3 protein-coding genes are annotated in these 3,436 nt (G+C 68.7%); 2 read left to right on the top strand and 1 reads right to left on the bottom strand.

The window, feature by feature from the left end:
* The first annotated feature begins 237 nt into the window (after positions 1-237).
* Together KBI44_21695 and KBI44_21690 are read left to right on the top strand one after the other, a co-directional pair.
* The gene (locus KBI44_21695; protein ID MBP9147101.1) at positions 238-1,893 is read left to right on the top strand and encodes a succinate-semialdehyde dehydrogenase (NADP(+)); all 1,656 of its coding nucleotides are present in this window, start codon (positions 238-240) and stop codon (positions 1,891-1,893) included.
* A gap of 22 nt (positions 1,894-1,915) precedes the next feature.
* A complete protein-coding gene (locus KBI44_21690; protein ID MBP9147100.1) occupies positions 1,916-3,049 on the top strand; it encodes an SDR family oxidoreductase in 1,134 nt (377 codons plus the stop codon).
* Between the two features lie 60 nt (positions 3,050-3,109).
* Here KBI44_21690 and KBI44_21685 read toward each other — a convergent pair.
* On the bottom strand, positions 3,110-3,436 hold a 327-nt coding region (locus KBI44_21685; protein MBP9147099.1), incomplete at its 5' end, for a hypothetical protein.

The following is a 3,436-nucleotide window of genomic DNA, read 5'->3' as shown; positions in this document are numbered from 1 at the left end:
ACGCGCAACCTCTCGGACGAGGGCCGCGAGGCGATCCAGTCCCTCTTCGAGCGCTCGTTCGGACCGGCCAAGCACTAGACGAGCCGCTCCCGGACTGCGGTCCGGAGCGCCGATCCGGCGGTTTCGTGCGCCGGCCGGGACAGGTGTCTCCGGGCCCCGGGGGCACGTACGCCGCGCCGCGTCATTTTCTTGCCGCAGCTTGACGTAATGCCCGGCGGGTGAGAATCTGAACTCACCATGGCCGTCGCCGCGAAGCCCGCCAAGCCGCCCCGCAAGTCCGGTTCCAAAGCGCCCAAGGCGCAGCCGCATCCCGATGCCGGATCCGTCGCCCGGCGGCCGGCGGTCCTCGACCGTCTGCCGGCGTTCGCCCGGCTCGTCGCGGCCTCGGCCGGCGGTGGCGCAGGCAGGGACGCCGTCGAAGTCCGTTCTCCTTTCGACCATTCCCTGATCGGCACCCTGCCGCGCTCGACGCCGGCGGATGTCGTTCTCGCTCAGGCCCGCCTGCGGCTCGCGCAGGAGGACTGGGCGATGCGGCCGTTCGCCGAGCGGGCGAAGATCTTCCTGCGCTTCCACGACCGGGTGCTCGACCGCCAGGAGGAGATCCTCGATCTCATCCAGCTCGAAGCCGGAAAGGCCCGCAAGCACGCCCTCGAAGAGGTCCTCGACGCTGCGATCGTCGCCCGCTACTACGCCGTCCACGCCGCCGAGATTCTCGCCCCCCAGAGTCGCAAGGGTGCCCTGCCGGGGCTCACGCAGACGCGGCAGTACCAGCACCCGAAGGGCATCATCGGCATCATCTCGCCGTGGAACTACCCGCTCTCGATGGGCATTACCGACGCCATTCCGGCTCTCCTGGCGGGCAACGCTGTACTCGCCAAGCCCGACCTCCAGACGCCGTTCTCGCAGCTCTGGGCGCTCGACCTTCTGATCGAGTGTGGCCTCCCGGAGGAGATCATGCTGGTGGTGGCCGGCGAGGGTCCGGTTCTGGGGCCCGCCATCCTCGCCGCCTCCGACTACCTGCAGTTCACCGGTTCGACCCCGACCGGGCGGCGTCTGGCGGCCGAAGCCGGCAGTCAGCTGATGGGCTGCTCCCTCGAGCTCGGCGGCAAGAACCCGATGCTGGTCTTAGCCGACGCCGATCTCGATGCCGCGGTGGCCGGAGCGGTGCGGGGATCGTTCTCGTCCGCGGGGCAGCTGTGCATCTCGATCGAGCGCCTGTACGTCCACGAGTCGCTCTTCGACCGCTTCGTGGCCGAGTTCGTGCGCGCGACCAGCCGCCTGAAGCTCGGCCCGGCGCTCGACTGGACCTGCGACATCGGTTCGTTGGCCTCTCCCAAACAGCTCGCGACCGTGACTCGCCACATCGAGGACGCGGTCGCCAAAGGCGTGCGCGTCGAGATCGGCGGCAAGGCCCGACCGGACATGGGACCGCTCTTCTTCGAGCCGACGATCCTCACCGGCGTGACGCCCGACATGCTGCTCTTCGCCGACGAGACGTTCGGCCCGGTGGTCTCGGTCTACCCGTTCGCCAGCAACCAGCAAGCGATTGAGCTCGCCAACGCCACCGAGTACGGCCTGAATGCCAGCATCTGGTCGCGCGACACCGAGCTCGCATGCCGGATGGCGACGCGCATCCACGCCGGCACCGTCAACATCAACGAGGCCTACGCCGCAGCCTGGGGGTCGGTCGAGGCGCCGATGGGCGGCTTCAAGAGCTCCGGTCTCGGCCGCCGGCACGGCGCCGAGGGGATCCTCAAGTACACCGAAGCCCAGACCGTGGCGGTGCAGCGCGGCATGGCGATCGCCGCGCCCACCGGCGTGCCCGACGAGGTCTTCGGCCGCTGGATGACGCAGGCGCTGCGCGCGCTCCGCCGCATGCCCGGCCTGCGCTGATTCGTTTTTCGAGGTAGAGACCATGACCCAAGTTCTGCTGACCGGCTTTCCCGGCTTTCTCGGCTCCGAGCTCGTACGGCGCATCCTGGCGCGGAAGGGCAAGCCATCCGTCGTCTGCCTGGTGCAGCCGAAGTTCGTCACGCTGGCGAAGAAGCGCCTCGCCGAGATCGAGGCCGAGCTCGCCCCGTCTCCTTCCGCCACAGGAAGGGGCACCAAGGGCGCCAAAGCCGGCCTCGGCGGCCGCCTGCAGCTCGTCACCGGCGACATCACGCAGAAGGATCTCGGTCTCGAGAATCCCGCGACGCTCGCCCGCGAAGTGAGCGAGATCTTCCATCTCGCGGCGGTCTACGACCTCTCGGTCAAGCGCGAGAGCGCGATGAAGATCAACGTCCTCGGCACCCGGAACGTGCTCGACTACGCCGCACGCTGCGCGAAGCTCCGCCGCCTGCAGTACGTCTCGACCTGCTACGTTTCGGGGCGCTACGCCGGCATCTTCCGCGAGGACGACCTGGTGCGCGGCCAGGAGTTCAACAACTTCTACGAAGAGACCAAGTACTTGGCCGAGATCGAGGTTCGCGAGAGCATGAAGGCCGGCATGCCGGTGTCGATCTACCGCCCGGCGGTCGTCACCGGCGACAGCAAGAGCGGCGAGACACAGAAGTACGACGGTCCCTACTACGTCATCCGCTGGCTGCTGAAGCAGCCGACCGTCGCCGTGTTGCCGGTACCCGGCGACCCGAAGCGGACGCGCATCAACCTCGTGCCGCGCGACTTCGTGATCGACTCGATCGCCGCGCTTTCCGAATGGAAGGGCGCCACGGGCAAGTGCTATCAGCTCGCGGACCCCGATCCGCCGACGATCGACGACGCCATCACGCTCATGGGGAAGGCGACCGGCCGGGTGATCGTGCGGGTGCCGATGCCGCTCACCGTCGCGAAGTCGGCGATCGAGTACGTCCCCGGGGTCTATCAGCTGCTGGGGATTCCGGCCTCGGCGGTCGACTACTTCATCCACCCGACCTTCTACGACACCACGAACGCCGACCGCGACCTCGCGGCGGTGGGCATCCACTGCCCGAAGCTCGCCGACTACATGCCGCGCCTGGTCGAGTTCATGCGCGCCCACCCCGACATCGAGTCGGGGGCGATGGTGTGACGGTCTGACGGGCTGACGGGCTGAAGGCCCGAGGGTCCGGAGATCGGAAGCGGCCGCCCTTCAGGGCGACCAGAAGCCGGCGGTCCCCGACTCGAAGGCGTCGAGGAAGATCGCCCGTGGGCGGGTGAGGCGGACGACGCGCACGAAGCGTGCTTCGAGATCGGCGGGGCCTGTCGCCACCAGACGGAGATCGTTGCCGCCGGCGAGCGTGTCGTTCCACAGGGCGTCGGGCAGACTGAACGTCGCGGTGCGCCAGCCGCCGGTGTTCGTGTAGGCCTGCGGCGCCGTCGAAGTCACGCCACCCGTTGCCGGGTAGTCGATACGGAACGAACCCGTCCCGCTGTCGCGATAGGTGACCTTCACTTCGACCCCTCCGGCGTCCACGAC

The organism is Thermoanaerobaculia bacterium, assembly GCA_018057705.1.
GTDB lineage: Bacteria > Acidobacteriota > Thermoanaerobaculia > Multivoradales > JAGPDF01 > JAGPDF01.
Note: the sequence above shows the minus strand (reverse complement) of the source record. Positions and strands in the feature narration are given on the sequence as shown.

What these genes read in the sequence shown, in the direction of transcription:
- KBI44_21690 (MBP9147100.1), top strand. Translation starts at nt 1,916, where the DNA reads ATGACCCAAGTTCTGCTGACCGGCTTTCCCGGCTTTCTCGGCTCCGAG.
- KBI44_21695 (MBP9147101.1), top strand. Translation starts at nt 238, where the DNA reads ATGGCCGTCGCCGCGAAGCCCGCCAAGCCGCCCCGCAAGTCCGGTTCC.